At 29.6% G+C, this 26121-nt stretch carries 29 protein-coding genes; 3 read left to right on the forward strand and 26 right to left on the reverse strand.

Going from position 1 to position 26121, the window contains the following annotated elements; genetic code table 11:
• Window positions 1–22 precede the first annotated feature (22 nt).
• From AFAEC_RS09115 to AFAEC_RS09155, 9 genes are read right to left on the reverse strand one after another with little or no spacing between them, the layout of a single operon-like run.
• The gene (locus tag AFAEC_RS09115; protein WP_026805238.1) at window positions 23–1255 is read right to left on the reverse strand and encodes a CCA tRNA nucleotidyltransferase; all 1233 of its coding nucleotides are present in this window, start codon (window positions 1253–1255) and stop codon (window positions 23–25) included.
• The gene (locus tag AFAEC_RS09120; protein WP_034216087.1) at window positions 1230–2093 is read right to left on the reverse strand and encodes a mechanosensitive ion channel family protein; all 864 of its coding nucleotides are present in this window, start codon (window positions 2091–2093) and stop codon (window positions 1230–1232) included. The genes AFAEC_RS09115 and AFAEC_RS09120 overlap by 26 nt, the downstream gene beginning before the upstream one ends.
• Window positions 2094–2096: 3 nt before the next feature.
• Window positions 2097–3803: a proline--tRNA ligase gene (locus tag AFAEC_RS09125; RefSeq protein ID WP_026805236.1), complete on the reverse strand. Its 1707-nt coding sequence runs from the start codon at window positions 3801–3803 to the stop codon at window positions 2097–2099.
• 29 nt (window positions 3804–3832) lie between these two features.
• Complete coding sequence (hemA, locus tag AFAEC_RS09130) at window positions 3833–5155, reverse strand: glutamyl-tRNA reductase (protein WP_026805235.1); 1323 nt, start codon at window positions 5153–5155, stop codon at window positions 3833–3835.
• A gap of 1 nt (window position 5156) precedes the next feature.
• Complete coding sequence (locus tag AFAEC_RS09135) at window positions 5157–6056, reverse strand: polyprenyl synthetase family protein (protein ID WP_026805234.1); 900 nt, start codon at window positions 6054–6056, stop codon at window positions 5157–5159.
• The gene (locus AFAEC_RS09140) at window positions 6057–6359 is read right to left on the reverse strand and encodes a DUF2018 family protein (protein WP_026805233.1); all 303 of its coding nucleotides are present in this window, start codon (window positions 6357–6359) and stop codon (window positions 6057–6059) included. It abuts the gene before it with no gap.
• A complete protein-coding gene (gene hisD, locus AFAEC_RS09145; RefSeq protein WP_026805232.1) occupies window positions 6359–7654 on the reverse strand; it encodes a histidinol dehydrogenase in 1296 nt (431 codons plus the stop codon). The genes AFAEC_RS09140 and hisD overlap by 1 nt, the downstream gene beginning before the upstream one ends.
• A complete protein-coding gene (locus AFAEC_RS09150; protein WP_026805231.1) occupies window positions 7641–8162 on the reverse strand; it encodes a shikimate kinase in 522 nt (173 codons plus the stop codon). Before AFAEC_RS09150 ends, hisD begins: the two co-directional genes overlap by 14 nt.
• Window positions 8163–8177: 15 nt before the next feature.
• A complete protein-coding gene (locus AFAEC_RS09155) occupies window positions 8178–9047 on the reverse strand; it encodes a 1-aminocyclopropane-1-carboxylate deaminase (RefSeq protein ID WP_026805230.1) in 870 nt (289 codons plus the stop codon).
• 61 nt (window positions 9048–9108) lie between these two features.
• Here AFAEC_RS09155 and AFAEC_RS09160 point away from each other — a divergent pair, with 61 nt between their 5' ends.
• The 3 genes from AFAEC_RS09160 (at window position 9109) to AFAEC_RS09170 (ending at window position 11290) form a co-directional block, all read left to right on the forward strand.
• Window positions 9109–9576: a MotA/TolQ/ExbB proton channel family protein gene (locus AFAEC_RS09160; RefSeq protein ID WP_026805229.1), complete on the forward strand. Its 468-nt coding sequence runs from the start codon at window positions 9109–9111 to the stop codon at window positions 9574–9576.
• A 3-nt stretch (window positions 9577–9579) separates the two neighbouring features.
• Window positions 9580–9972, forward strand: coding sequence for an ExbD/TolR family protein (locus AFAEC_RS09165; protein WP_026805228.1), 393 nt, complete (start codon window positions 9580–9582; stop codon window positions 9970–9972).
• 139 nt (window positions 9973–10111) lie between these two features.
• Window positions 10112–11290 (forward strand): hypothetical protein, encoded by a 1179-nt coding sequence (locus AFAEC_RS09170; RefSeq protein ID WP_051487457.1) that lies wholly within the window; start codon window positions 10112–10114, stop codon window positions 11288–11290.
• A gap of 107 nt (window positions 11291–11397) precedes the next feature.
• Here AFAEC_RS09170 and AFAEC_RS09175 read toward each other — a convergent pair whose 3' ends face one another.
• The 17 genes from AFAEC_RS09175 to AFAEC_RS09255 form a co-directional block, all read right to left on the reverse strand.
• Entirely contained in the window at window positions 11398–12270 is an 873-nt protein-coding gene (locus tag AFAEC_RS09175) for an AEC family transporter (RefSeq protein WP_026805227.1), read from the reverse strand.
• Between the two features lie 9 nt (window positions 12271–12279).
• Window positions 12280–13218, reverse strand: coding sequence for a ketopantoate reductase family protein (locus AFAEC_RS09180; protein ID WP_026805226.1), 939 nt, complete (start codon window positions 13216–13218; stop codon window positions 12280–12282).
• 12 nt (window positions 13219–13230) lie between these two features.
• Window positions 13231–14052, reverse strand: coding sequence for an alpha/beta fold hydrolase (locus AFAEC_RS09185; RefSeq protein ID WP_026805225.1), 822 nt, complete (start codon window positions 14050–14052; stop codon window positions 13231–13233).
• Between the two features lie 26 nt (window positions 14053–14078).
• Window positions 14079–14270: a 2-hydroxymuconate tautomerase gene (locus AFAEC_RS09190; RefSeq protein WP_026805224.1), complete on the reverse strand. Its 192-nt coding sequence runs from the start codon at window positions 14268–14270 to the stop codon at window positions 14079–14081.
• 136 nt (window positions 14271–14406) lie between these two features.
• Entirely contained in the window at window positions 14407–15195 is a 789-nt protein-coding gene (gene dmpH / locus AFAEC_RS09195; protein ID WP_026805223.1) for a 2-oxo-3-hexenedioate decarboxylase, read from the reverse strand.
• Window positions 15195–16223: a 4-hydroxy-2-oxovalerate aldolase gene (gene dmpG, locus AFAEC_RS09200; RefSeq protein WP_026805222.1), complete on the reverse strand. Its 1029-nt coding sequence runs from the start codon at window positions 16221–16223 to the stop codon at window positions 15195–15197. The genes dmpH and dmpG overlap by 1 nt, the downstream gene beginning before the upstream one ends.
• 1 nt (window position 16224) lies before the next feature.
• Window positions 16225–17106, reverse strand: coding sequence for an acetaldehyde dehydrogenase (acetylating) (locus tag AFAEC_RS09205; protein ID WP_026805221.1), 882 nt, complete (start codon window positions 17104–17106; stop codon window positions 16225–16227).
• Window positions 17107–17242: 136 nt separating this feature from the next.
• Entirely contained in the window at window positions 17243–18031 is a 789-nt protein-coding gene (gene dmpE / locus AFAEC_RS09210) for a 2-oxopent-4-enoate hydratase (protein WP_026805220.1), read from the reverse strand.
• A 9-nt stretch (window positions 18032–18040) separates the two neighbouring features.
• Window positions 18041–19498: a 2-hydroxymuconic semialdehyde dehydrogenase gene (locus AFAEC_RS09215; protein WP_026805219.1), complete on the reverse strand. Its 1458-nt coding sequence runs from the start codon at window positions 19496–19498 to the stop codon at window positions 18041–18043.
• On the reverse strand, window positions 19498–19920 hold the full coding sequence (locus tag AFAEC_RS09220) for a GlcG/HbpS family heme-binding protein (RefSeq protein WP_026805218.1): 423 nt from the start codon (window positions 19918–19920) through the stop codon (window positions 19498–19500). The genes AFAEC_RS09215 and AFAEC_RS09220 overlap by 1 nt, the downstream gene beginning before the upstream one ends.
• Window positions 19921–19922: 2 nt before the next feature.
• Complete coding sequence (locus AFAEC_RS09225) at window positions 19923–20870, reverse strand: catechol 2,3-dioxygenase (RefSeq protein ID WP_026805217.1); 948 nt, start codon at window positions 20868–20870, stop codon at window positions 19923–19925.
• A complete protein-coding gene (locus tag AFAEC_RS09230; RefSeq protein WP_051487454.1) occupies window positions 20867–21181 on the reverse strand; it encodes a 2Fe-2S iron-sulfur cluster-binding protein in 315 nt (104 codons plus the stop codon). The genes AFAEC_RS09225 and AFAEC_RS09230 overlap by 4 nt, the downstream gene beginning before the upstream one ends.
• Window positions 21182–21326: 145 nt before the next feature.
• Window positions 21327–22259, reverse strand: a complete 933-nt coding sequence (locus AFAEC_RS09235) for a malate dehydrogenase (protein WP_026805216.1) — start codon at window positions 22257–22259, stop codon at window positions 21327–21329.
• A 30-nt stretch (window positions 22260–22289) separates the two neighbouring features.
• Window positions 22290–23096 (reverse strand): sulfite exporter TauE/SafE family protein, encoded by an 807-nt coding sequence (locus AFAEC_RS09240; RefSeq protein WP_026805215.1) that lies wholly within the window; start codon window positions 23094–23096, stop codon window positions 22290–22292.
• A 67-nt stretch (window positions 23097–23163) separates the two neighbouring features.
• Window positions 23164–24222, reverse strand: a complete 1059-nt coding sequence (locus tag AFAEC_RS09245; RefSeq protein WP_026805214.1) for an NADH:ubiquinone reductase (Na(+)-transporting) subunit F — start codon at window positions 24220–24222, stop codon at window positions 23164–23166.
• Window positions 24223–24225: 3 nt separating this feature from the next.
• Window positions 24226–24585 (reverse strand): phenol hydroxylase subunit P4, encoded by a 360-nt coding sequence (locus tag AFAEC_RS09250; RefSeq protein ID WP_026805213.1) that lies wholly within the window; start codon window positions 24583–24585, stop codon window positions 24226–24228.
• An 11-nt stretch (window positions 24586–24596) separates the two neighbouring features.
• On the reverse strand, window positions 24597–26111 hold the full coding sequence (locus AFAEC_RS09255; protein ID WP_026805212.1) for a YHS domain-containing protein: 1515 nt from the start codon (window positions 26109–26111) through the stop codon (window positions 24597–24599).
• Window positions 26112–26121: the final 10 nt, after the last annotated feature.

Consider the following 26121-nt stretch of genomic DNA (forward strand, 5'->3'; position numbering starts at 1 on the left):
AAATATGTGATTGTATTAATTTTTAACTTTGAAATATTTTAATTTTATACTTTTTTATAATATTATCTATTATTTCTTGTTTATTTGAACCTTTTTCTATTTGTAAATTCAAAGCAAAATCTAAAATCTCTTTAAACTCTCTTGACTCTTTAAATCCTAAATTAATTAAATCTTTTCCTAAAACCTCTATTTTTAAAGCTTTATCAAAAATATTTAAATCTTTTGCTAAATTTTCTATTTTTAAGATATTCTCTTTTTCTAAAGCTTTTTCAACTAAAATCAAATCTTCTAAATTTAAAATTAAAGATAACTTTTTTAACTCTTTTTCATCAAAATTTGTCGAATTTTCAGATAAAAGTAAAATATTTTCTATAAATTTCTTATCATTTGTAATCTTTTCTAAAAACTTTAAAATCTTTTTTTCATCTAAATTCTTAAGAAAAATCGTGAAAAATAGATATAGTTTTCTAAAATCTTTCAAATTCTTATCTTTTAAATCTTTTGCAAAATTATCAACTGCTTTATAACTACTTTCAAAATTTATAGAAAAGATTTGAAAATAATCAAAAAGTTTTAATCCAATAGAGGGTTTTAAAGATTTTAAAAAAAGCTTTCTTAACTCTTCAAAAACTCTCTCTTTTGGCAAAATATTTAGTTCACCATTTTTAATGATATTTAAACATAACTCTTTTGTTTTTAAATCTATTTCAAAATCAAATCTTGAAGCAAAGCCAATAGCTCTATAAACTCTTAAACTATCTTCTACAAAAGTTTTATCATCTATATGTTTTATTTTTCTATCTTTTAAATCATCTATTCCAAAAAATGGGTCTATAAAACTATTTGAAAAGTAATCGTAATAAATAGCATTTATAGTAAAATCTCGCCTTTTTGCAGCTTCGAAAAATGATAATTTTGAATTGGTTTTAACTAAAAAATCTTTATGAGTTTTACCAGTTTTCTCTTCTGTTCTAGGAAGAGAGAAATCAAACTCTAGCTCTTTTGTATGAAGTTTTAAAACTCCAAAAGATTTTCCAACACTATTAAGTTTGCCAAAGTTTTCTAAAATAGGAACTATATTTTCTAAAGAGTCTAAATTGAAAATTTCAATATCAAAATCTTTATTTTGTTTGTTTAAAAAGAAATCTCTTACACAACCACCTACAAGATATGGTTTATAACCACTCTCTTGTAGTTTTGTTAAGATAAGAACTAATAGTTTTGGTATCTCAATTTTTACTATATTGATATACATCTTGTTTTGGATAAGGAATAGAGATACCAACCTCATCAAATGTTGTTTTGATAGTCTCTAAAAGTTCAGCTTTAACCGAACCATAATCACCTGTATTTACCCAAACATTAATTGATAAATTAACTGAAAAATCTGCTAATTCGGCAACATTTATTGAAACTGGTTTATCAAGCAAAATCTTTGGATTGTTATTTATAATATTTGTTAAAATCTCTTTTACTTTTTTAATATTATCCTCATAAGATATCCCTATAACTAAATCAACTCTTCTTGTAGAATTTGCATTTACATTTGTAATTGAACCTTTTGTAATAGCTCCATTTGGTACAATTATTCTTTGATTATCAGCTGTTAAAAAAACTGTATTAAAAATTGTAACTTCTGTTACAGTTCCACTAACACCACCAGCATTTACACTATCTCCTGCTTTAAATGGTCTAAATAAAATAATCATAACACCTGAAGCAAAATTATTTAATGAATCTTTTAAAGCCAAACCAACTGCTAAACCAGCAGCCCCTAAAATAGCAATAAATGATGTTGTTTCAACACCAATCTTATTTAATGCAGCTAAAACAATAACTGTTATTAAAACATAATAAACAATATTTTGTAAAAATCTAACTAAAGTGCTTTCAACTCCAGCTTTTTTTAAAACTGTTCCTAAAATTTTCACAACTTTTGAGGCAAACCATTTTCCAATTACAAATATTAAAATTGCCATTAGAAATGATAGTGAATATTTAATTAGAAGTTCAAGAATATTATCTGGAATCAATTTGTCAAAATCTTTTGTGATTTGTACAACTTCCTCTTTTAACTCTTTTTCTATATCCATATTTTACCCCTTTATTAAATTAAAAATTTTTTCTACAATATCTTCAACTTTTACTTCAACTTTTTCCAAAGTTTTTCTATCTACTATTTCAACGAAGCCTTCAGCTAATTTTTTTCCTATAATTATTGCATAAGGGAAACCTAAAAGCTCAAAATCACCCATTTTAAAACCAAATCTAGCATTTATTCTATCATCTAAAATAGTTTCAATATTTAAATTTTTTAATTCTTTATAAATATCTTCTCCTATTTTTGCCTCTTCTTCATTTTTTGAGTTTGAAACAATAATATCAACCATAAAAGGTGCTGTCTCTTTTGTCCAAATACAACCTTTATCATCATGATTTTGTTCAATAATAGCTGCTACAAGTCTTGAAACTCCAACTCCATAGCATCCCATAATAAATGGTTTTGCTTTTCCATTTTCATCTAAAAATGTTGCATTCATAGCTTTAGAATATTTATCTCCTAGTTGGAAAATATGTCCAGCTTCAATTCCTTTTGTATATGACAAAGTTCCACCACAACAATAGCAAATATCACCCTCTTTTACAGCAATTAAATCTTTAAAAGTTAAATTTGCTATTTTAGTTAAATCTACATTAATAAGATGATAATTCTCTTCATTCGCTCCACAAACTAAAGAGTTTGAAGCTTCTAATTCACTATCAATTACTACTAAAATATCTTTTACCAGATTTTTAATACCACAATATCCTGCAACTAATCCTACCTCTTTTATCTCATCTTCATTTGCTTCAATAAGCTCTAAAGCATCAATAGAGTTTAAGGCTTTTGTCTCTTCTAACTCATCACTTCCTCTTACAAAAAAAACAACTATTTTTGAGCCATCTTTAAAGATAGCTTTTTTTATAACTGCTTTAAGAGTTTGAGATGTTGGAACTTGTAAAAAATCTGCAACTTCATCAATAGTTTTACAATTTGGTGTTTCTACTTTTTTCTCTTCACCCCTAGAAAAATCATAATTAACTTTTTTTCTTTTAGCTGCTTCTATATTTGCTGCATATTCACAAGAGTAACAAACTACAATAGTATCTTCTCCACTAGAAGCAAGAACATGAAACTCTTTAGAGCCACTTCCACCAATAGCTCCACTATCAGCTTCAACTACTCTAAAACTAAGTCCTAATTTTGTATATATTTTTTTATATGTAGCTTCCATAAGATTAAATTCTCTAACTAAATCCTCTTCATTTGAGTGAAAAGAGTATCCATCTTTCATTAAAAACTCTCTTCCTCTCATTAACCCAAATCTAGGTCGTGCTTCATCTCTAAACTTTGTATTTATTTGATATAAATGTAATGGTAAATCTTTATATGAAGTAACTCTATTTTTTACCATATTTACAACAGCTTCTTCATTTGTAGGACTTAAGACAAAGTTTCCACCTTTTCTATCTTTAAATCTTAACATTTCACTACCCATTGTTAAGTCTCTTCCTGACTCTTCCCAAAGACTAAGTGGTGTTACAAATCCAAATTGTACCTCTAAAGCTCCTGCTTCATCCATCTCTTTTTTTACAATTGCTTTTATCTTATCTAATACAATTTTTCCTAAAGGCATAAAATCATAAATCCCTGCACCTGTTTGTGCTACAAATCCACCTCTAACTAAATATTGATGAGATGGTAAAGTTGCATCTGATGGCATCTCTTTTGTTGTTGGAATAAAAAGTTTGCTAAATTTCATATAAATTTTCCTATATTTTTAAATATTTATTAATTATTTGATTTTGAAATATGTTCACATTTTAAAGATTCAACATTATTTGCTGTTTGTGTAAACATATTTTGCACAGTTGTTGTAACTAAATCACACTCCATATTTTTTGAAATACTTTTTAACTGTTTTGATGGAAGATGAAGATACTCTGTAATAATTGTCTGACAAAGTTTTTTAATATTATCCTCATACTCCTTTGGAACATAACCTTTTTTTATAGCATTTTGAAGCTTTTTATCTATAATTTGTTCACCTTTTAGATACAAATTTTTAATAACAGGCTCAATATCTAAATTTTTCAACCAGTCATAAAACTCCAAAGTAGAACGACCTACAATAGTATAAGCCTCTTTTGCTTGAGCTGACCTTTGTGTCATATTTGCATTTACAATCTCTTGTAAATCATCAACTGCATATATTTCTAAATCAAACATAGAGATATTTTCATCTATATCTCTTGGAACTGCAATATCAAACCAATATCTACTTATACTTGAAACTGGTGCATTTTCTTGTGTGATTATTGGATATGGAGCTGATGTTGCTGTTATCATTACTGGAATACTCTCTAGTAAATCTTCCAAATTTGAATATGGCTCAACTTCAACTCTTACTTCTTGTGATTTAGTACTCTCTGAAAGAAAACTATCTGCTAAAATTTGAGCCTTTTTAATATCTCTGCTTGTAAGTGTTACACTAAATCCAGCAGCAATTAAATGTTTAATTGCTAACTCACTCATAGCTCCAGCTCCTATAACTAAAGCTTTTACACCATTTGTATCACCTATTAACTCTTTTGCTTTTGCAACTGCTGTTGAAGCAACAGAGACTGAACCAGTTCCTAAACTTGTAGCTGTTCTTACTTGTGCTGCACACTTAAAAGCATAGTGCATAACTCTTGACATATGTTCTGCACAGAAATTTTTACTTTGCGAAAATCTAAAAGCATCTTTTAATTGTCCAACAATTTGTGTCTCTCCAATTACAAGTGAATCAAGAGCTGAAGCAACAGCAAAAAGATGGTGAACAGCGGCATCTCCATCATAAATATCTGCTCTATCATATAAAAAATCAAAATCTAGCCCTGAATAGTATGCTAATTTTTCAATAATATTTTTACTACTTTGTTTTATATTTGAACTTTTTCCTATAATCTCAACTCTATTACAAGTTGATAATAAAACTAGCTCTTTTGTAAAACTAAAATCTAAAAGTTGTCTTATAAATCTCTCTTTATCTTCATCTGCACTAAAAGCTAATTTTTCTCTTTGTTTTATATCAATATTTTTATGTGAAAAACTAATTACTAAATAACCCATATTAAAAATCTCTTTCTATCATAGCCTTCATGATATTAACTAATTCAATACTATTTTTTTCATCTTTTATAGAGTCAATTGCTAAAAGTCCTATATTTTTTGCCTCTTTTATTGCATCATCTAAGGCATTTGTATTTTGCATTTGTACCTTTATCCAAGTTAACTCTTTTTCATCTAACTCTTTTTTATATAAAGATTTTAAATACTCTTTATCTTCAACCCTATCATAAAGATATAAATATGGAATAGTTACTTTTCCTTCAACAAAATCCAACATAGCAGGTTTTCCCAAAGTTTTTTCATCTTGTGTAATATCCAAAATATCATCAATCATTTGAAAAGCAAGTCCTAAATTCTTTCCATAACTTGCATATTTTTCCTCATCAAGATTTGCTAAAATAGCAGCACTTCTAGCACTAGCTTCTATTAATGATGCTGTTTTATTATAAATCATAATCAAGTAATTCTCATAAGAGCTATTAAAAGCATCTGTTAAATCAACATCCATCATCTCACCAATACTAAGTTTTGTAACAGAGTTTGAGATATGATAAGCTATATTTTTATCCATTTGCGATAATTCTGTAAAAGCTCTTGAATATAAAATATCTCCAAACATAATAGAAGTTTTATCACTATAAAGTGCATTTATAGATGGTTTTCCTCTTCTTGTAACTGCTTCGTCTATTACATCATCATGTAAAAGTGATGCGGCATGAATCATCTCAACTATTGCACAAAGTTTTATAGACTCTTCATTTACTCCAGCAATTTTAACTATTAGCTTACTTCTTAGCATCTTTCCAGTTGCAAGTTGGTCTAATAACTCTAAAGCCTTTGGATAAGCACAAACTTCTATAAACTTTTTTATCTGTTCTTTTACTTTTTCTAAAACTTCCACTTAACTATCCAACCTACTAATAATCTCTCCAGAAACTTCCATATAAAGACCTTTTTTCATAGAGTTTACATCATCTTGATTTTTTTCTTTAAACTCTTGTAAATATGAGTTTATATCAAAATCTTCATCTTTTCCTTGACTTACAATAAGTTCCAAAATAGCTAATTTTTCAAAAACTTTATCCAGTTCATCTTCAACTAGATCTCTATGTGTTTGCTCCATAATATCAAAAAACTTTGATTTTGGACTTCCAAAAAAGATATCATCTTCATCTTCAGTAAACCAATCTTTAAATTTTGACATTATTTATCTTCCAATCGTACTCTTACACTTTTTGCATGAGCTTCAAGCCCTTCAGTATCAGCTAATAATGCACAAGCTTCTCCTAACTCATCGATAGCTTTTTTTGAAAAACTAATAATTGAGCTTTTTTTCAAGAAATTTTCCACATTTAAAGGACTATAAAATTTAGCTGTACTTCCTGTTGGAAGTGTATGATTTGGACCAGCTATATAATCTCCTATTGGTTCAGGAGTATTTTCACCTAAAAATATTGCTCCAGCATGTTTTATATAAGGAAGTAATTCAAAAGGATTTTTTGTCATAACTTCAAGGTGTTCAGGTGCTATTTCATTCATAAGTTCTATTACTTCATCCATATTTGAAGCTACAATAATAGATCCTCTATCATCTATTGATTTTTGTGCAATCTCTTTTCTACTTAGAGTTTTTAAGATATTTTGAACTTCAAGACTTACATTTTTTGCCAAAAATTCACTTGTAGTTATCAAAATAGAACTTGCCATCTCATCATGCTCTGCTTGAGATAATAAATCAAAAGCTACATATTTTGCATTTGCACTCTCATCAGCTATTATTCCAATTTCAGATGGACCTGCTATCATATCAATATTTACTTCACCAAAAACCATCTTTTTAGCTGTTGCTACAAAAATATTTCCAGGTCCTGTTATAACATCTACTTTAGAAATTGTTTGTGTTCCATAAGCCATAGCTGCAATAGCACTTGCCCCTCCAACTTTATAAACTTTTGCAACCTTACACAAATAACAGGCAGCTAAAAGTAGCTCATTTACCTCATTATTTGGAGTTGGTGTACAAACTACTATCTCTTTTACTTTTGCTACAAGAGCTGGAATTGCATTCATCAAAAGACTACTTGGGTAAGCAGCTTTCCCACCAGGAATATAAAGCCCTGCTCTATCAACAGGAGTTACTTTTTGTCCTAAAATAGTTCCATTATCTTCAAAATCAATCCAAGATTTTGGAAGCTGTTTTTCGTGATAATTTTTAATTCTATCAAAAGCTTTGTGAAGAGAAGCTCTTAAATTTTCATCTAAATTATCATAGGCTTTTTTCATTAAATCTTGTGAAATTAGTAAATCATCATCAGATTTTACTATCCATTTATCAAATTTTTCAATATGTCTTTTTAAAGCTTCATTTCCATCTTCTACAATCTCATCAATAATATTTTCAACTATTTTTGAAACACCTTTTATATCACTTTTTGCTCTTTGTAAAATATTTTCAAACTCTACTTTAAAGTTTTTATCTTTTGTATTAATTATTCTCATTTACTTTTCCTAATATCTCTTTAACAACAAGATTTATATCTTTATTTTCAACATTAACTACAATATCTGCAACTTTTTCATACTCCACTTTTCTGTTATTATATAACTTTAAAGCCTCTTTTTTGTTTTGTAAAAGTGGTCTTTTTTTAAGCTTATTTTTTGCATTTGGAGCTTTTTTTATTCTTTTTAATATACCCTCAAAAGATGATTCAAGATAGATTATTGTTCCAATATTTGCAAGATTTTCTTGTTTAAAAAATCCTCCACCTGTTGAAATAATCGTATTTTGTACATTTTCTTCAAGCCATAAAGCAGTCTTTTTTTCCAAACTTCTAAAATATGGTTCACCCTCAATAGTAAAAATCTTTTTAATTTTTCTATTTTCCATACTTTCTATTAAATCATCTGTATCTATTGCATACATTGATGAATTTTTAACCAAAGCTCTTGCAACTGTGCCTTTTCCAACACCCATAAAACCAATTAGTATAATATTATTTTTCTTCATAGTTGTGGATTATATCTAAATATTAGTAAATTTATATCTATATCTTTCAAGCATTGTTTCATTTCCCAAAACTCCTCCTTGATGAATATATAAAAAAGTATAATTATCTTTATTTTCAAAATTTTTTACATAGTTTTCAAAAACAATCCATCCTAAACTATCATAAAGCAGGTCAAATTCGATATTAGTCTTTTCTAAAAGTTCTAAATGTTTTAAATAAAACTCTTTATAGAGCTTTCCAAAATGATACTTCTTCTCTTTTTTTAAAATTGTTGGATGATTTGTAGTTTCAAACATATCAAACTGTTTTTTTAAATACTCATCATCTCCTACACAAGAGCAAGTAAGAACTTCAAAAGGTAAATATTTTTGTAAATAAAGAGCTGTTGTTCCTGTACCACTTGGTAAAAAAACTTTTAATTTTGTATCTTCTAATTTTTGCTCTTTTACCCAACTTTTAATCTCATTTGCTAAAACTTGTAAACCATATTTTGCCTCTTTTAAAGCTCCTCCTTCAGGTATAAAAAGTTCATCTTCTAAAAAATTATTTTTTAACTCTTCTAATTTTAAAATCATCTTATTTTTAAGAGCCTCTTTATAATTTCCACTTGGATTTTTTTCTAAATAACTTGGGAGATTTTTAGCATAATAAATAAAATCTAAACCTTTTATTTTAGCTAATATACTTAGAGAGTACATTGCATTTGACTGAATACTTCCATGTGAAATAATCTTTTTAAAAAAGCTTAAATCTTTATCTAAGAAATAGTGAAATTTTCTAGCTTTATTTCCACTAAAATCATTACTTAATAAATCATCTCTTTTTACAAAATATTTTTGACCATTTAGCCTTATTTCATCTATTTTTGAGTTAAAAAACTGCATAAATATCCATCTATAAATAATTTTTCAATATAATACTACAAAAAATTAAAAAGGCTATTATATGAATATTTTAGAGTTTATAGATAAAGGTGGAGCCATTGTATATATTTTGATATTTTTAAATATTATTGGATTTACTATTATTATTTGGAAATTTCTTACACTTTACAGAAAAAATATAGTAATTCTTCAAATAAAAGATAAACTTGATAGAAGCAAACCTCTTGAAGCTCAAATTGAATATGAGACAAAAAAATTAGAATTTGGGATTACTATTATAAGAAATATTGCAATTATTTCTCCATTATTAGGACTTTTAGGTACAGTTATTGGTATTTATATGATATTTGAAGAGATTACTGTAAAAGGTTTAGGTGACCCTGCAATGGTTACAGGAGGAATTGCGGTTGCTTTGATTACTACTGTTAGTGGAATTGTTGTAGCAATTCCCCATCAAATAGCCTATAATCACTTGATTTCAGCCATTGATACTATCGAAGTAAAAGCGAAAAAAGAGTTAATTGGTTAAAAAATGAAAAGAAGAAGAGACCCCTTAACTTTAGATTTGACGCCAGTTGTTGATGTTGTATTTATTCTACTTATATTTTTTATAATAACAAGTGTATTTAAAAAAGAGGAAGTAGCTCTTATGCTTGATTTACCAACATCAAATGCAAAAGAGATACAGATAAAAGAGGAGCAAGTTTTTATTGAATTAAGTGTTAATAAACTAGCTATAAAAGGAATAGAAGTATCTTTTGACTCTTTAGAAGATAACTTAAAAGCTATAAAAAACAAAGAAAATTCTGTGATAGTAAAAATTGATAAAAAAGTTCCTTATGAAAGAGTTGTAAAAGTTTTAGACTTACTCCAAAAATATAGTTTGAATAATCTTGCTCTTGTAACAAATGAAGAGAAGAAATAATATTTAATCATCAAATATACTAAATCTACAAAAAGCGATTAAACTGCGATTTAATTAAAATATATTCTGTTTAAGATTTAGGAAAATAGTTTCAAGATTGATTTTCTTAAATAACAAATTTTAAATCAAGGGTTATAAAATGAAAAAAAATCTTAGCATAATTGCTTCATTTGTATTATCAGCTCCCCTACTTGCAGATAATTTAGAAGATGCTTTTAAAAATTCAAAAGTAAGTGGAGAGGTAAAAACTGCTTATGTAAACTCAAATTTCTTGGGGAATGCAAAATCTGATGATATTTTTGCTATTGGTGGTAGGCTAGGAATTATAACAGATAGTTTTTATGGTTTTAAAGCTGGTGCAACATTTCAAGCTTCTCATATTTTCACTGATGATATTAAAAATATAAACAATGATAGAGTTACTAATTTTTATGATTCTGGGGCTATATTATCCGAGGCTTATTTAGAGTATACTTTATATAACTCTTCAATAAAAGCGGGAAGACAATTTATCCAAACACCTCTTCTAAGTTCAGCATTAGAAGGAAAATCTTCTGAAACAATAGTAAAAGACTCTTTTGAGGCTTATTTATTGACAAATAGAGATATTCCAAATACAACAATTATTGCTGGTTATGTAAATAAGTATCAAGGAGCTGATAGTTCTAAAGATATAGCAAATTTTGAGAAAATAGAAGATGGAGCATATACAGCTTATTTAAAAAATGAATCTATTGAGAATTTAACCCTACAAGCTCAATATTTTAATCTAAATGGTATAACTTCAAATGATGATAAAAATGCTACATATTTTCAAACTGATTATAAAGTAGGCAACCATACACTATCTGCTCAATATTTAAACTCTTATAATAAAACTCAAAAGGATAAAAAAGGGCAACTATTTGGTGCTAAAGCAACAGGTCCTTTAGGTATTTGGAAATTGGGTTATTTAGTTGCTTACAATGGAAGTACAAATGGAGAAGTTTATCTAGGAGAGGGGCTAGGAGTATCTGATACTCCATTTACAGCTATGCCAGTTCATGGTGGTGGAGTTCCTACAAGAGAGGATACAAATACTGTTGTAGGAGCTATTGTTGTACCTATTTTAGATGCAACTCTTATTCCTTATGCTGGAAAATCTTTCTCAAATAAGAATGCTTTAGGTGATGTTACTGCTGTAGGAACAATGTTTATTTATCCAGTTTATAAAGATATTTTATTTAAAGCTGAAGTTGAACATGTAGAGATTGAGAAAAAAATCTTACCAAAAGACAATACTGATACATATAGAGTTTTTCTATCTTACAAATTCTAATAATTATCCTCTCTTTTTAAAAGAGGGGATTTCAACTTTCTAAAATATAACTTCCAAACCAAAAAGCTACTCCTAAAAGAAGTAGAATATAATATTTCATAAAAATCCTAAAGTAAAAAATATAGTGCTATTGGCAGATAAATAATTGTAAATAGATTTCCAATTGCAACTATCGAAGCTACCATAGCAGAATCTTTTTTATATTTTTCAGCCAAAATTGCATTTAAAACAGCTGTTGGCAGTAGTCCAAATAGAATTAAAAGTTTTTGTTGAAGTTCACTATAATTAAAAATATAAATAGCCAAAAATGCCATAATAAGTCCAGAAAGTGGACATAAAATAGCTCCTAAAATTCCTATTTTTATATTCTCAAACTTTACAGTTGAAAGTCTAACTCCAAGAGCAAACAAAATCAAAGGAATAGCAATTTGAGATAATAATTCAAGGCTAATATTGATAGTTTTGGGAAAAGAGATATTAAAATAGTTGAAAAATAGTCCAAAAATTGTTGCAATAATTACTGGATTTTTAAGCATTGCTTTTAAATCTATTTTTCCTCCATACATCATTTCAGCAACTGTAAATTGTCCAATAACTTGAACCAAAGATAAGGCAATAAACAAAGCCATAGCCTCTTGTCCAAAAGATAGTAGTGCCAAAGGAAGCCCTAAATTTATTGAGTTATTAAACATCATAGCAGGTAGAAAACTATTAATATCTATTTTCATTAATTTAACAAATGGATATAAAAGCACTCCTGAACCAAATACGACAATAACAGCTCCTAAAGAGAAATAACCAAGATGTGAAATATGTGGTAGTTGAGTCGCAATAGAGTAAAAAACCAAAAAAGGGATAAAAATATCTAAGTTGATTTTATTTATAGAGTCTATATCAATTTTTACTCTTTTTGAATAAATTATTCCTATTAAAACTATAACAAATACTGGAAAAAGTATTTCGATTATTTTATATACCAATATAGAGCCTTAAGAGTTTTTATAAGTAAATTCAAGTAAAGAAGATATTGTTCTTGTATATGGTGCATCTTTACCTTGAGCTTCACAGTTTTTTATTACAACTGTACAAATTTCATCTAATTCTAACTCTCTATTATTCTCTACATCAACCAACATAGAAGGTTTTATAGAATCAAATTTTTTGATTAGTTCAAACATCTCATCAACATCTTTTTGCGAAATATTTATATTTTGATTTAAAGCTGCCTGTGCTGTCTCTTTCATAAGCCCATAAACTATTTTTGATAATTTTTCATCTTGTGTTACAACTTGTGTCTCTTTTCTTAAAAGTGCACAAATAGCATTTACACCATTATTTATTATTAATTTTTTCCATAATTCTAATTTTATATTTTTTGAAATTTGTGTTGGTATTAATGCCTTATTAAAAATATCTGTCAATTCTTTTAAAAAAATCTGGTTTTGTGGTGTTTTTTTGATAGCACCTAAAATTGTTTCCGCACTACCTTTTGCTTCAATAAAAGCAGGACTTACAATATGAGCACCAATTTTTCTTGTAAGTCCTGCAATTATATAGGTTTCGTCTAATTCGCTAGAAAGGTTATCTTCATTATCTACTCCATTTTGTAAAGAGATAATATATGGGTGTTTTTTACCATTAGCAAACCACTGTTTTAAGCCATTTGCCAAAGATATAGTTGAAGTTGATTTAGTGGTTAATAAAACAGCATCAAAATTGTGTGCCTCAATTTTTTTAATTTCATTTAATGAATAGGAGAAAACTTTCTTTTCAAAAAAGAAGTCCGGGTGCTGCAACTTCAACTTTCCTTGCTGTAAAGCTTCTAAATGCTTTCCTCTTGCTACAAAAGTTACATCATGACCTGCATTTATTAACCTTGTGCCAAAATAAGAGCCTATACCACCAGCACCCAAAACTAAAAATCTCATACTCTTCCTTTATTATTTCTCCAAAAAGAAATTTAATAATAGATTGTTAAATCTATCTTTATGCTCAATTTGAGTCCAGTGTCCACATTGACCAAAAATATGTAATTGAGATTTTAAGATAATTTGATTTAATCTAATAGAATTTTGTAAAGGTATAACTTTATCTTCTCTTCCATGAATAATTAAAGTTTCATTTGTAATTTTTTTAATATCTTGTTCATCATTTTGCATTAAATCAACCCCATTTTGTCGTGGAGCTGGAAACATCGAAGAGAAAGACTCTTGAAAACCTGGACGAATACTAGCTTCGTATCTTAATTTTGCTAAATCATCTGTTACAATACTTCTATCATAAGCAAAAATATCAAGTAACTCTTTCATATTTTCAATACTTGGAGTATATCCCCAAGCTTTATCAAGTCCATAAGTTAAATCAAACTCAACTCCAACTGCACCCATTAAAACCAATTTATCAAATCTCTCTTTATGATTAATAACCAAATATAAAGCTAATGCTCCACCAAAAGAGTTTCCAACTAAATGAGCTTTTTTGATATCAAGAGCATCCATTAAATCAATAATTTGTTTTGCCCAATTTTGCATATTATATTTAATTCCTGCTGGTCTATCTGTATAACCAAATCCAACCATATCAGGAGCTATAACTCTAAACTTTTCAGCAAGAACTGGCATAGATAATCTCCAATTTGCATAAGCTGAAACCCCTGGTCCTGAACCATGAATAAAGATTATTGTTTCACCTTTTCCTAAATCATGATAGTTTGTATTAAAACTACCTGTTTTCACAATATTTGCTATCTCTGGATTTGACATTTTCTCTCCTACTTATAAATTAATTTTTATTTACCCATTTTTTTAACGCTTTTTCCACCAATTCCAAAGTGTTGCTTTGGCATCTCATTTATAATAACTCTTACAGTTTCAATAGGTGCATCAAGTGATTCGGCAATTGCAAGAGAAACTTTTTCTATTAGTTTCTCTTTTTTTTCATCACTTCTTCCTTCAATAATATTTATCATTGCTATTGGCATACATATTCCTTTAAAAATGTCCCATTTTTAAAGGGACCTTATCTTTTAACTTCTTTTAGCAAGATGGCAAAGCCATCTTTAAAGAAGCAAATCCTAAAGAAAGCAACGAGTTGCTTTTTTAAAAAATGTTCGATTTCTAAATAAATCTAAATGATACTGTTCCTAAATTCTGGAATTTAACAGTAACATTATCACCTTTTTTTACACTAACTGCTGCTGTAATTGCACCTGAAAGAATATATGTTCCTGCTTTTAAAATTTCTCCTCTATCTGATAGCATATTTGCAAGCATAGCAATAGCAGTTGCAGGATGTCCTAAAACAGCAGCTCCAGCACCTACTTCTACAACTTCCCCATTTATTTGCATAACAACACCTAAAGTTTTTAGATCTAGACCTTCAACACTTCTAGCTTGTCCACCTGTAACATATCTTGAAGATGAAGAGTTATCTGCAATTACAGATTTTAAATCAAACTTAAAATCCTTATATCTTGAATCGATAATCTCAACAGCAGGCATTACAAAATCAGTTGCAGCTAAAACATCTCCTATATGACACCCTGGTCCACTTAAATCACTTTTTAAAACAAAAGCAATTTCAGCTTCAACTTTTGGGTGAATTAACTCATCAATTTTAATTTCTGCTCCATCACCAAAGCTAAAATAATCAGCTAAATATCCATAACAAGGGTTTGGAACTCCCATTTGCTTCATCTTTGCTTGAGAAGTTAATCCCATTTTCATACCTACAATTTTATGCCCTCTTGATTCTTTTGCTCTTCTTGCAGTCCATTGAATCTCATAAGCATCTTCATAACTCATATCTGGATAATCATCTGTAATTTTTGTTATCTCATAAGCTTCTAATTCGGCATCTTCACAATGTTTTGCCAATTTTTCTATTGTTGCTTTATCTAAACCCATTATATTAATCCTTTTGCTTTAGCCATATCTAGTGCTAAATCTTCAATCATATCTTCTTGCCCACCAATAATTCCTCTTTTTCCTAATTCAACCAACAATGCTCTAGCATCAATTCCATATTTCTCTTGAGCTCGTCTAGCAAAAAGTAAAAATGATGAGTAAACTCCAGCATAACCCAAAGTTAAAGAGTCTCTTGAAATTCTTGTAGGTCGTCCCATAATAGGAAGTGCTATATCTTCTGCTGCATCTTCAATTTTATTTAAATCTATACCAGTTTCTACGCCCATTCTATTTAATGCAGCAACTAAAACTTCAGTTGCAGTATTTCCAGAACCTGCTCCAAATCCAGCTAAACTTGCATCTATTCTATTTGCTCCTGCTTCAATGGCTGCAAGGGAATTTGTAACTCCCATTGACATATTATTGTGTCCATGAAAACCAATTTCTATATCATCTCCAAACTCTTTTTTTAATATTGCAATTCTAGCACTTACATCATCTGGTAACATATATCCAGCTGAATCTGTTGCATAGATACAATTTGCTCCATAAGATACCATTTTAGAAGCCTCTTGCAAAAGTTTTTCAGGTGTAACCATATGAGCCATCATTAGAAATCCAACAGTATCAAGCCCCATAGAAACAGCTGCTTTTATATGTTGAGCTGAAACATCAGCCTCTGTACAATGTGTTGCAACTCTAACAGTTGTAATTCCTTTTTTTACAGCTCTTTCTAAATCTTTTACAATTCCAATTCCTGGAAGTAAAAGTGCAGAAATCTTTGCATTTTTTACATTTTTAACAGCAGTTTCAATCCACTCTTCATCACTATGTAAGCCATACCCATAATTAAGTGAACTACCACCTAAACCATCTCCATGAGTAACTTCTATCATAGGAACACCAGCTTCATCCATAGCTTTAGACATATTTTTCATCTGCTCTAATGTAAATTGATGTCTAATAGAGTGCATTCCATCTCTTAAAGACATATCATGAATTGTTACTTTTTTACCTCTTAAATCCATATTATGCTCCTTTGATTTTTTCAGCCATTTTTTCTGCAATATTTGTAGCAGCTGCTGTAATAATGTCTAAATTTCCAGCATATTTTGGTAAATAATCTCCTAATCCTTCAACTTCAAGGAAAATAGAAACTTTATTTCCATCAAAAACTGGTCCATTTTTTAGCTTATATCCTGGTACAAATTGTTGTACTTTTTTTATCATTTCATGAACAGATTTTGTAATTGCCTCTTTATTTGGCTCATCTTTTGTTTGACAATGAACTGTATCTCTCATCATAAGTGGTGGTTCTGCTGGATTTAAAATAATAATAGCTTTACCTTTTTTTACATTTCCAACTTTTTCAATTCCAAGTGCTGTTGTTTCTGTAAACTCATCAATATTTGCTCTAGTTCCTGGACCTGCTGATTTTGAAGCAACTGTTGCAATAATCTCTGCATAATCAACCTCTTGCACACTTGAAACTGCTGCTACCATAGGAATAGTTGCTTGTCCACCACAAGTTACCATATTTACATTTTGGGCATTTTGTTTTAATAATTCATCTAAATTTACTGAAGGTACACAAAATGGTCCAATTGCTGCTGGTGTTAGGTCTATTACCATAACTCCTAGTTCTGCTAATTTTCTATTATTTTCTCCATGAACATAGGCTGAAGTTGCATCAAATGCAATTCTTACTCCATCTTCTTTTATAAAAGGAATTAAACCATCAACACCTTCGTGAGTTATTTTCATTCCTGCTTCTTTTGCTTTTCTTAATCCATCTGAATCTGGGTCAATTCCAACCATCCATAATGGATTTAAAACTTCACTTCTTTGAAGTTTATACATTAAATCTGTTCCAATATTTCCAGACCCAATTAATGCACAATTAATTTTCATATTTATTCCTTAAAAATTGTCCCCATTTTGAAGGGACCTTTTCTATATTAACTTCTTTTAAGGGTAAAAATAAATTTTACCTAAAGAAGCAAACTCTAAAGAGAGCAACAAGTTGCTCTTTAAAAATTACTATTTATTATACAAATCTACACGAAGCAGAACCAATTCCACCAATATTTATTGTCATATTATCACCAGCTTGAATAGTTACCATAGCACATAATGCACCAGATAAGATAACTTCTCCTGCTTTTAAACCTACACCAAATTCTCCAAGTGTATTTGCAAGCCAAGCGACTGCATTTACAGGACTTCCTAATGCAGCTGCTCCAGCTCCTGTATGAAGAAGTTCTCCATTTCTCTCTAGTGTAATTCCACAAGTCATTAAATCTATATCTCTTGGATTAGCAAACTGTCCACCAAATACTATATAACCACAAGAGGCATTATCTGCAACAGTATCTTGAATTTTTATTTTCCAATCTTTAATTCTTGAATCAACTATTTCAAAACAAGGCATTACAAACTTTGTAGCTCTTAAAACATCAGCTGTTGTAACACCTGGTCCCATTAAATCTTCTTTTAAAACAAAGGCTATTTCACCCTCTGCTTTTGGTTGAATCATACTATTTGTTACATCTATTACATCGCCATCATTATAAATCATATCTGATAGTAAATATCCAAAATCTGGCTGATGAACACCCAACATATCCATTACAACTTTTGATGTAACCCCTATTTTTTTACCAATAATCTTTGATTTATCATCAGCTAATCTTCTTGCTAAAAAATGGTGTTGAATAGCATAAGCATCTTCAATAGTACAATCTAGCTCTCTTGAAGTAATAGGCTCAATTGTTTTTTGATTTTTCAGTGCTTCATATAACTCATTTCCATATTTCTCAATTTTTGCTTTTTCCATTTTTTGCCTTTACATTTTAATACAAATATTTTTTAGCTCTGTATAGAACTCTAATGAGTGATGTCCACCTTCTCTTCCTATACCTGAGGCTTTCATTCCACCAAATGGTGTTCTTAAATCTCTTAAGAACCAAGAGTTAATCCATACAATTCCTGAATCAATTTGTGAAGCAACTCTATGAGCTTTATCTAAATTTTCAGTAAATATTGTAGAAGCCAATCCATATTTTGTATCATTTGCCATTCGTATAACTTCATCTTCTGTATCAAAAGGAGTAACATGACAACAAGGTCCAAATACCTCTTGTTGAACTACTGTTGCACTCTCTGGTAATCCTGTCCAAATTGTTGGTTCAATCCAAAATCCATTTGCTAAAGAACCTTCCATTTTAGGAACTCCTCCACCTAAAACTATATTTGCACCCTCTTTTTTAGCAATCTCATAGTACTCTAAAACTTTATCTCTATGAGAAGCACTTACAAGTGGACCCATATCAACACTCTCATCATGTTGAACTCCAAGTTTTAATTTTGAAGCTGATTCTTTTAGTTTTGAAACAAACTCATCAAAAATCTCTCTTTGAACATAAACTCTTTCAGTTCCCAAACACACCTGTCCAGAGTTTGCAAAACAAGATCTTGTTGTTTCATGTACTGCTTTTTGCATATCACAATCAGCAAAAATAATTGCTGGATTTTTTCCACCTAGTTCTAAAGATACATCTTTTACTCCAACAGAACAAGCTTTCATAATCATCTCACCTGTAACAGTTTCACCTGTAAATGTAATAGCATCTATATCTTTATGAGCTGTTAGAAGATTTCCTGTGATACTTCCTTTTCCTTGAACAACGTTATAAGCACCTGCAGGAACTCCAACTTTACTCATAACTTCTCCTAAAAGTGAAGTTGTTGTTGGTGTAACTTGTGAAGGTTTAACTACAACAGAGTTTCCACAAGCCATAGCAGGACCTACTTTCCAAGTCATAAGCAGTAGTGGTAAATTCCAAGGAGAGATAACAGCAATTACCCCTTTTGGTTTTCTCATACTATAATTTAGCATTGTTTTTCCATCAGGAGTATCAGCTCTATATGCCTCGTCTGCATAAGATTTCATAGTATCAGCAAATACTTTGAAGTTTGCTCCACCCCTTGGAATATCAATATGTCTAGCAATTGAGTATGGTTTTCCTGTATCTAAACACTCTGCTTCTAAAAAATCATCAAATCTTCTATTTATCTCATTTGCAACTTCATACATTAAAGCAACTCTATCGTTTAATTTCATCTGTCCCCATTCCCCTGTAAGTGCTGCTTTTGCAGCAGCAACTGCTGCATTTACTTCAGCTTCTCTTCCAAGAGCTACTTTAGAGATTAGTTCTGCTGTTGCTGGGTTAAAGTTATCAAAAAATTCACCACATTGTGAATCCATAAATTTTCCATTAATATAGTGTTGTACTTTTTTCATTATTCTAATCCTATTTTTTTAATTGCATACTCTGCACAAATTATATCTTCGTCTTCTGTTCCACCAGAAACACCAATCGCACCAACTTTAACACCATTTTCAAAAATTGGTAATCCTCCACCAAAAGGGATCAATCTATCCCTATTTGAAAAACCTTGCTCTAAATGAGGCATCTGTTTAAAAATTTGTGTCCACTGTGCAGTTGGAAAACCAAAACTAGCACTTGTATAAGCTTTATCTTTAGCTATATTAATAGAGTGGATAAAAGAGTTTTCCATTCTAATAAAAGCCATCTCTAAACCTTTATTATCTGTAACAGATACATTAATTTCAATATCTAATTCTTCGGCTTTTTCAATAGCACAAAGACAAGCTTCAATTGCTGCTTGCCTTGATATTGTTTTCTCAACTACTATATTCATATCTATTTATATGCACAAAGTGTATAAGCTGTTGTAAAAGCACCATTTTCTTGACCTGTATGGTAGAAAATTCCTCTCCATAATTCATCTTCTGTCCAAGTTACAGTTGGCATATCAGGTTGCATTAAATATCCTAATCCTGCAAATGTCTCCAATCTATGTCCTGATGGGTCAAAGAAATAAATCGTCTCTCCTCTTGTAATACCATGTCTTTGTGGAGTTACATCTATTTTTACATTATGCATAGCCATAACATCTGCTGCTCTTAAAATATCATTCCATCCATCTAAAAAGAATGCAAAGTGATGCATACCAGTTTCGTGACCAGCAACAAATGCTAAATCATGAGGAGTTGAAGTTCTTGATAACCAAGTAGCAGCTTGAAGTGAACCATTTGGACCAACACAAACTTGCTCTGCTAAGCTAAATTCTAAAACTTCTTGAAAAAATTTAGTTCCCTCCATAACCTTTTCTGGACCTTTACACATTAATAAAGCATGATCTATCCAGTGAGCTTTAATTCCTTTACCTTCAAATGGCCAAGGTCTAGGATTTGTACAACCTACATCTTTACCAACAAAAGTTTTTTCAGCATAGAGATTAAATTCATGACCACTTGGAGCAATAAATTTTAATACTCTTCCACACTCTACAACAGTTCCTGCTGGTAAAATTTCAGTTGAAACTCCATAAGCTTCAATTTTTGCTTTTAAATCATCAATATCTGAGTCTTTTTGAACTTTATATGCAACGTTATTAAATGTAGCCTCATCACTAGGTCTTAATACTAAACTATATTTATCCCACTCATCCCAACATTTTAAATAAAGTGTTCCATCACTATCTTCTCTAGTTACTTCCATTCCCATAATATTTACATAATAATTTCTTGACACATTAATATCTAATACATTTAAATCAACATGTCCTATTCTCATAACTCCACTCATTTTGCTCTCCTTAAATTAAGTATGCTATCGTTCTTTTTTGATATGAATTCGATTTCCATATCACATTTTGGAAAAACTTTACAAGCCAATAAAATATTGTCGTTCTCCTCCTCTTGAGATATATGTTTTCTATTCATTTTGTCTTTAATAAAAAAACCTTTATGAACTTTGATTTTACATAAACCACAAGCACCATTGTGACAAGCTTTTGGCACTAAATCTTTGAATACATATAAACTATCCATCAAGTTTTTATCTTCAGTACATTTTTGAGTTTGAATTTTATCTTTCACAAAAACATCATATTTCAAAGCTTATCCTTAAGTTATATGTTTAAAAAGCTTTTGGCTTTTTAACTATTTGAACTTTACTTAAAAATATTCGCAGATTAATCGCAAAATAAGGTTTTTTTGAGAAATTAAAAAGAAGAAGATTAACTCCTCTTTTATAGTAGGGTTAAATATTTTCTTCTAACTTTTTAATCAAAGTTTTTACTGAGTTTACTGAGTTTGCAAACTCTTTTTTTTCTTTACTTGAAAGTTCCATTTCTATAATTTGTAGAACACCTTTTTCTCCTAAAACAATAGGAACTCCTGTTACTACATCTTTATATCCATATTCACCTTCAAGATTAACAGCACAAGGGTAAGCTGTTTTTTTATCTTCTAATATTGCTTCAAGCATTAAAACTGTTGCTTGAGCTGGTGCGAAATATGCTGAACCTGTTTGAAGAAGTTTTACTATTTCTATACCACCATTTTTTGTTTTCTCTATAATATCTTCTATCTCATTTTCATTTAAAACTTCATCTAAAGGTATCCCATCCACTTTTGTATGTTTTATAAGAGGAACCATATCATCTCCATGTCCACCTAAAACCATAGCTTCTATTTTTTTGTATCCAATTTTCTTTTTTATAAAATATGACATTCTAGAACTATCTAAAATTCCAGCCATTCCTAAAACTCTATTTCTTGGAAAATTTGAAGCTTTTAAGGCACAATAAACCATAGCATCTAGTGGATTTGATACTATTATTAAAATTGAATCTTTATTATATTTAACAACATTTTGTACAATTGAATTCATTATTTTTGCATTTGTAAAAAGCAAATCATCTCTACTCATATTAGGTTTTCTAGCAATTCCTGCTGTAATAACTACAATATCACAATCCTTAAACTCTTCATCACTACAAGTTGCTTTTATTGTAGTTTTAGAGTTTATAGAACTAATGGCTTGAGAGATATCTAAAGCAACAGCTTTTGTAAAATCTTCTCTTATATCTTTTAATAAAATCTCATCACATATATCTTGAAATGCTAAATTATAAGCTATTGATGAACCTACATTTCCAACACCAACTATTCCAACTCTTTTATAACTCAAAGTACAACTCCTAAAAAATTATTATATATTTTAAAATACTGAAATCAACATTTTAATACTTAATGCCAAAGTTAAAAGTGAAAATATCTTTTTCATTAAATCTACATTTATCTTATGTACTAACATTACTCCTATTGGTGCAGTTAAATAACTAGCAAATGCGACACAAACCAAGGCAGGAAGATATATGAATCCTAAAGTATAATTATCTAGTGAACTATATTCCCAACCATTTATCATATATCCTATTGTTCCTGAAATCGCTATTGGTAAACCAATAGCAGAGGATGTCGCAATAGCTTTTTTAATATCAATATTTTGTAACAATAAATAAGGTACACTCATAATCCCTCCACCAATTGATACTAAAGAGGATAAAGCCCCTATTACTCCACCTGAAATAATATGAGTTTTAGGAGTAAATATTTTATTTTCTGATTTTGGTTTTTTACCCATAAACATAAGAATTGAAGAGTAAAACATAAAAGAAGCAAATATTATTGATAGATAAAATGAATCTAACTTAGAAGCTATAAAAGTTGCTAAAAAAGTACCAACTATAATCCCTGGAACCATCATTTTTACAATATCCCAAACTATTGCTTTTTTCTTTTGCTGGGCTTTTATACTTGAAATTGAAGTAACTATTATAATAGCCATAGATGTTCCTAATGCTAAATGAACAACATTTTTCTCATCAATCACACTATTATTTAAAAATATGATAGTTAAAATAGGAACTATCATTCCACCACCACCTATTCCAAAAAGTCCAGCAATAACACCTACAAATGAGCCTAATGCTAAAAAATAGATTATTGTTTGTATATCTAACATAAATAAACCTTATTAATTTATAGAAATCTCCTATATTATATAAAAAGATACAATTGTAATTGTATCTTTAAATAGATTTAAAAAGTGGACTTTTTACACTATTTGAGTATAAATCTGCTTTTGAGAAGAACTTTTCTGTATGAATATCTTTTTCAAATAATCTTCCTTGCATTAAAACTTTTATACAAGCTTCTGTCATCATAGGAGGTCCACATAAATATGCTTTATTTCCATCAAATTTTCCATCATACATCTTTTTAGCAACATCATTTGTAAAGCCAACTTCACCACTCCAAAAGGGATCTTCATTTGCTGATAAAACAGGAACATACCTAAAATTTGGATATTTTTTCTCTAAATCCCAAAAAAGCTCAGCATAATAAAGCTCTTCTTTATTTCTTGCTCCATGAAATAAAGTTATTGGAAGAGTACAACCATTTTCTAATTCATCTAAAATCATAGATTTTGGGCTAGAAAGTCCTGAACCTCCAGCAAAGAAAATCATAGGTTTATTTGCAGATTTTTTTACAAAGAATCTTCCAAAAGGACCAGTAATTTTTCTTTTATCTCCAACTTTCACATTTTTATGAATCCAAGGAGTTGCCTCACCATCTGGAATTATTCCAATATTTAATTCAATAACTCTTCCCGAACTAGGTTGATTTGCTAAAGAGAAAGCTCTTGGTTCTTCAAAAACTGGAATATGATAATTTATGTATTGCCCTGCTTGAAAATCCAAATCTGCATCAAGCTCTATCCATAATCCTAAAATTCTAGGTGTTAGCATCTCTCTTTTTATTACTGTTCCCCAAACATCTTTTATAGGAATAGTTCTTGCATCTATATCTACTTCTATATCAGCTTCAATAACTACATTTTCAGTAATAGTTGCTGTACAAGCTAAACAATATCCATCATCTCTTTCACTATCCATTAAAGCAAAAGATGAAGCATTACCATAATCAACTTCACCTTCTAAAACCTCAACTTTACAAGTTCCACAAAGACCATGATTACAAGCATGAGGGATATAAACCCCTTGTCTTAGTGCCGCATCAAGAAGAGTTTGCCCCTCTTGAACTTCAACAATATCCCCTGTTGGTTCTATCTCTAATTTATAAGCCATTATTTATGCTCCTACTTTCCCTACTAAAGAAGGTGTTATAAATGTTATAAAAGATTTATGTCCTACACCATTATCTTTTAAACTTTTTGAGAAATCAGGATTTACTCTTTTTCCATCTATTTCCCAAATAACTTCAGTTTTATCAAAATCCAAATTTTCATAATCTGGTTCAATTTTATATGTTATAGGAATTAAATCCGAAATTATTGCACCAAAAGGCATATCAGGAGATAAAGGAAAAGCTCTAGGAGAAGATACTACCCTATGTCCATACCAATAAAGATAAACTAACTGATTTCCATGAAAATTTTTCACATCATCTTTCATTATAATTGGATATTCTCCGATTGATTGAATTGCCATTTTTTCTCCTTTTATATATTTTTTAATTTATTCCACATCGCTTCATCAGGTGAACCTACATAATCCATATTATCAACACCATACTCTATTTGATACCATTTTAAAACTTCTGGAATTGTAGCACCACCACAATTTCCTTGGAAAATCTGATGAGGAGGTAACCAAGCTTGAATATATTTCTCAGGTTGTGCATCAAATATATTTTTACAACCATTAGAACAAGTATGGAAAATCTCACCGTTATATTCAGATGTCTTATGTGTATAAACATGAGGGTTGCCACCTTCAATATCTGTAAATCCTAATGGAATTTGACAAGTTTGACAAATTATAGGTAAAGTTTCTGAATAATATCTCTCACCTTTTTTCTCTAATTCAATATATCTTTCAAACATTGGTCTATAATATTTATCAAAAGTATCTGGATATTTTTGACTTAACCAATTCATTTTATTTTCATCTGGCATCCAAATATGAATATTTGCCGCATTTGTATGATTATAAAAAATATTCCAAACTTGATGAGGTAAATGTGTTTTTTCAGCAACAATTGTATTTACTAAATCCATAGGAATTACAATTCCATATTTTTCTAAATCTTTATATAGTGCCATACAGTTTTGCTCTATATATAACTCAACTGCTTCCGCCCATGAAGTTGGTGAATTTGGTAGCATATAATCCATCATCATAGCTACAAGACCTAACATTCTATAACCTCTCCATAACCACTTATCCATCCATTTTTGAACAATGGGTACATTTGCCTCATCTTGCTCTAACATAAATTTAATAGCAGATAGACCTAAAGTCATATGTCTTGATTCATCACTTTGAGCTGAAAAACCAAATGTAACTGTTGCCATATCTCCATTATAAGCAGCTCCACTCATAAAAGGAACAAATAATAGACTTGTTAATACAAACTCAAAAGAGAATGAAATAGCAGTTAAATACTCAAAAGGTCCTGCTGTACTTGCATCATCACCAAATGATTTAGGAACAGATAAATACCAAATTCTATCATGCATAATAGGAAAACTATGAAAACCATCAAAATATTTATTATAATGACTCATAGTATGAACTTGAGTTTGGAAATGTCTTAACTCATCAATAGCTTGCATTTGACAAGCAATAGAAGCACCTTCTCCTTTAAAAGCTCTTGCAGCATGAGAAAAACCTTGAACAACTTTATATTCAAGTGGAGTTACACCTGTCAAAAATAGTTTTAAAGCATTTACATATCTTGCATCTGTAATATTCTTTTGTGCATTATTTTGAGCAAATGCATCTATAATTGAGTAAAGCTTTTTATCTTTTTCAGCTTGTAATTTCCAGTAAGAGTCCATTGTCATTCTAAATGGATCTTCCCAAGCTTCCCAATCGTGAATTTTTAATCCCTCCATTTCTAAATATGGAAAAACATCTTCCTCTTTTTGATAAGTTGGATTCCAACCAAGTCTCGTCATATATTTATATGCATCTTTTTTATTTAATCTTTTTTTTCTAGGTTCTACACTCATAATATCTCCC

The organism is Aliarcobacter faecis (assembly GCF_013201705.1).
Classification (GTDB): Bacteria; Campylobacterota; Campylobacteria; order Campylobacterales; family Arcobacteraceae; genus Aliarcobacter; species Aliarcobacter faecis.

Bases quoted from the DNA above. Each gene is read 5' to 3' on its own strand.
- AFAEC_RS09115 (WP_026805238.1), bottom strand. From the start codon at position 1,255: ATGTATATCAATATAGTAAAAATTGAGATACCAAAACTATTAGTTCTT.
- AFAEC_RS09120 (WP_034216087.1), bottom strand. From the start codon at position 2,093: ATGGATATAGAAAAAGAGTTAAAAGAGGAAGTTGTACAAATCACAAAA.
- AFAEC_RS09125 (WP_026805236.1), bottom strand. From the start codon at position 3,803: ATGAAATTTAGCAAACTTTTTATTCCAACAACAAAAGAGATGCCATCA.
- hemA (WP_026805235.1), bottom strand. From the start codon at position 5,155: ATGGGTTATTTAGTAATTAGTTTTTCACATAAAAATATTGATATAAAA.
- AFAEC_RS09140 (WP_026805233.1), bottom strand. From the start codon at position 6,359: ATGTCAAAATTTAAAGATTGGTTTACTGAAGATGAAGATGATATCTTT.
- hisD (WP_026805232.1), bottom strand. From the start codon at position 7,654: ATGAGAATAATTAATACAAAAGATAAAAACTTTAAAGTAGAGTTTGAA.
- AFAEC_RS09150 (WP_026805231.1), bottom strand. From the start codon at position 8,162: ATGAAGAAAAATAATATTATACTAATTGGTTTTATGGGTGTTGGAAAA.
- AFAEC_RS09155 (WP_026805230.1), bottom strand. From the start codon at position 9,047: ATGCAGTTTTTTAACTCAAAAATAGATGAAATAAGGCTAAATGGTCAA.
- AFAEC_RS09160 (WP_026805229.1), top strand. From the start codon at position 9,109: ATGAATATTTTAGAGTTTATAGATAAAGGTGGAGCCATTGTATATATT.
- AFAEC_RS09165 (WP_026805228.1), top strand. From the start codon at position 9,580: ATGAAAAGAAGAAGAGACCCCTTAACTTTAGATTTGACGCCAGTTGTT.
- AFAEC_RS09170 (WP_051487457.1), top strand. From the start codon at position 10,112: ATGAAAAAAAATCTTAGCATAATTGCTTCATTTGTATTATCAGCTCCC.
- AFAEC_RS09180 (WP_026805226.1), bottom strand. From the start codon at position 13,218: ATGAGATTTTTAGTTTTGGGTGCTGGTGGTATAGGCTCTTATTTTGGC.
- AFAEC_RS09185 (WP_026805225.1), bottom strand. From the start codon at position 14,052: ATGTCAAATCCAGAGATAGCAAATATTGTGAAAACAGGTAGTTTTAAT.
- AFAEC_RS09190 (WP_026805224.1), bottom strand. From the start codon at position 14,270: ATGCCAATAGCAATGATAAATATTATTGAAGGAAGAAGTGATGAAAAA.
- dmpH (WP_026805223.1), bottom strand. From the start codon at position 15,195: ATGGGTTTAGATAAAGCAACAATAGAAAAATTGGCAAAACATTGTGAA.
- dmpG (WP_026805222.1), bottom strand. From the start codon at position 16,223: ATGGATTTAAGAGGTAAAAAAGTAACAATTCATGATATGTCTTTAAGA.
- AFAEC_RS09205 (WP_026805221.1), bottom strand. From the start codon at position 17,106: ATGAAAATTAATTGTGCATTAATTGGGTCTGGAAATATTGGAACAGAT.
- dmpE (WP_026805220.1), bottom strand. From the start codon at position 18,031: ATGGAAAAAGCAAAAATTGAGAAATATGGAAATGAGTTATATGAAGCA.
- AFAEC_RS09215 (WP_026805219.1), bottom strand. From the start codon at position 19,498: ATGAAAAAAGTACAACACTATATTAATGGAAAATTTATGGATTCACAA.
- AFAEC_RS09220 (WP_026805218.1), bottom strand. From the start codon at position 19,920: ATGAATATAGTAGTTGAGAAAACAATATCAAGGCAAGCAGCAATTGAA.
- AFAEC_RS09225 (WP_026805217.1), bottom strand. From the start codon at position 20,870: ATGAGTGGAGTTATGAGAATAGGACATGTTGATTTAAATGTATTAGAT.
- AFAEC_RS09240 (WP_026805215.1), bottom strand. From the start codon at position 23,096: ATGTTAGATATACAAACAATAATCTATTTTTTAGCATTAGGCTCATTT.
- AFAEC_RS09245 (WP_026805214.1), bottom strand. From the start codon at position 24,222: ATGGCTTATAAATTAGAGATAGAACCAACAGGGGATATTGTTGAAGTT.
- AFAEC_RS09250 (WP_026805213.1), bottom strand. From the start codon at position 24,585: ATGGCAATTCAATCAATCGGAGAATATCCAATTATAATGAAAGATGAT.
- AFAEC_RS09255 (WP_026805212.1), bottom strand. From the start codon at position 26,111: ATGAGTGTAGAACCTAGAAAAAAAAGATTAAATAAAAAAGATGCATAT.